Annotated in this window: 2 protein-coding genes; both read right to left on the bottom strand. The window is 74.5% G+C overall.

The genetic code is table 11. The features are described 5' to 3' along the window. A partial coding sequence (locus B7X32_RS20525; protein ID WP_292724005.1) for a tyrosine recombinase XerC occupies positions 1-902 on the bottom strand: 902 nt, incomplete at its 3' end. 153 nt (positions 903-1,055) lie between these two features. Beyond that, a partial coding sequence (dprA, locus tag B7X32_RS20530; RefSeq protein WP_292724008.1) for a DNA-processing protein DprA occupies positions 1,056-2,143 on the bottom strand: 1,088 nt, incomplete at its 5' end.

The following is a 2,143-nucleotide window of genomic DNA, read 5'->3' on the forward strand; positions in this document are numbered from 1 at the left end:
CACGCACGAGGATGCGCCAGCCGGTAGCTCGCGGTGAGCCGCTCCGCCGAGACGTGCGTGTAGATCTGGGTGGTCCCGAGGCTGGCGTGTCCGAGGATCTCCTGCACCGCGCGCAGATCGGCCCCACCGTCGAGCAGGTGCGTGGCGGCGGAGTGGCGCAGGGCGTGCGGGCCGACGGTCTCCGCGCCGATGACGGGTGCGAGTACGCGGGCCACCAGTTCGTACACCGTGCGCGGTCCGAGTGCTCCCCCTCTGGATCCGCGGAACAGCGCAGGGCCCGGCCGCTCGGCACGCGCCACGAGCACGGGGCGCGCCCGGCGCAGATACTTCGCCACCGCGTCGCGCGCCGGAGCGCCGAACGGCACGACGCGCTCCTTGTCGCCCTTTCCGACCACGCGCGCGGTGCCCCGGTCGAGGTCGAGGTCGTCGACGGCGAGGCCGCACAGCTCGGAGACGCGCATGCCGGATCCGTACAGCAGCTCGAGGATCGCGCTGTCTCGCAGCCGGATCGGATCCCCGTCGAGCGCACCGTCGCGCGCCTCGTCCAGCAGCACCCGCATCGCGTCGGCCGAGGCGACCGCCGGCAGCGTGCGACCGCGCTTGGGGGTCACGAGGCGCAGCGCGGGATCGACGCTGACGAGCCCGATCTCCGTGGCCCAGGAGAAGAACGAGCGCACCGCCGCCGTCCGACGCGCCAGCGTCGAGCGCGCGTCGCCCCGCTGCGTGGCCCGCCACAGCCAGTCCCGCAGCGCCTCCAGATCCACGTCCGGGAGTTCCGCATCCGCGGTGGACGCGGCCAGATCGGCCAGATCCGAGCGGTACGCGCGCACCGTCGCCGTGGACAGCCGGCGCACCTGGGTGAGGTGCGTCGTGAACGCCGCGGCAGCCTCGGATACGCGCATGGCTCCAGCATGCGCTCCCGCGCCCCTCGCGAGCAGGAGCACGCGCGGGCCGGGTGCCGACTCGTGGCAGGCTCCAGTCAATGCAGCACGCCGCTCGCGATGTAGCACGCCGCTCGCGATGTAGCACGCCGCTCGCGATGCAGCGCACCGCTCTCAGTGCAGGACGCTGCGCCATCCGCGCTCCGAGCGGACGGCGCTGCCGTCCAGCTCCAGGATGCCGAGGAGCGCCTCGACCCGATCGATGCTCAGTCCGCTGCGCTGCGCCAACTCCGTGCTGCTGCGGGCCGCGCGCGCGTTCAGGGCATCGGCCAGGCGCACCATGTCCGGATCCTCCGCACTGCTCCTCGCCGCGACCGGCGCGGCGCCGAGCAGCTCCCGCACATCGGCGACGGATGTGATGCAGCGCGCGTCGTAGTCCCGCAGCAGCCGATGGCATCCGGCGGACGCCGTCGAGGTGATCGGCCCCGGCACGGCTCCCAGCGGCCTCCCGAGCGCGGCGGCATGCCCTGCGGTGTTCAGGGATCCGCTCCGCTGCCCCGCCTCGATGACGACCGTCGCGGCGGAGAGCGCGCTGATCAGCCGATTGCGCGCCAGGAACCGCCACCTGGTCGGTGCGACGCCGCAGGCGACCTCGCTCACGAGCGCGCCGCTCGCCTCGATCCGCTGGAACAGCTGCGCATGCCCGCTCGGATACGGGCGATCCACGCCGCCGGCGAGCACCGCCACGGTTGTCCCACCCGCGCGCAACGCGGCACGGTGCGCGGTGCCGTCGATTCCGTACGCGCCACCGGAGACGATCACGCGTCCCTCCGCGGCGAGCTCACCGGCGAACTCTCCCGCGACGTGCTCCCCGTAGTTCGAGGAGGCACGGGCGCCGACGACCGCGACGCCGCCACCCGCCGGCGCGATGGGGTCGCCACGCAGCCAGAGCGCGAGCGGCGCGTGCGCGCCGAGGTCGGCCGCGGAGGCAGGCCACTCCGGATCCGAGGGGAGCAGGAGCCTCACCCCCAGGCGCGCCGCCGCTCGCAGGCCGCCCAGATGCGGCTCCGGATCGAGTCGGGGCGCCCATCGACGACGCCCCTCCCGCAGTGCGCCCGCCGCGGGACGTTCCTCCCCCGACGACTCCGCGGATCCGCCGTACCCGCCTGCCACCACGTCCAGAGCCTCCGTGGGCCCGAGCGCCGCGACGACGGCGCCGGCGACGCCATCGCCGGGCTCGGTGATCAGACTCCAGATCAGCA

The sequence above is a fragment of the Microbacterium sp. 13-71-7 genome, from assembly GCF_002257455.1.
Classification (GTDB): Bacteria; Actinomycetota; Actinomycetes; order Actinomycetales; family Microbacteriaceae; genus Microbacterium.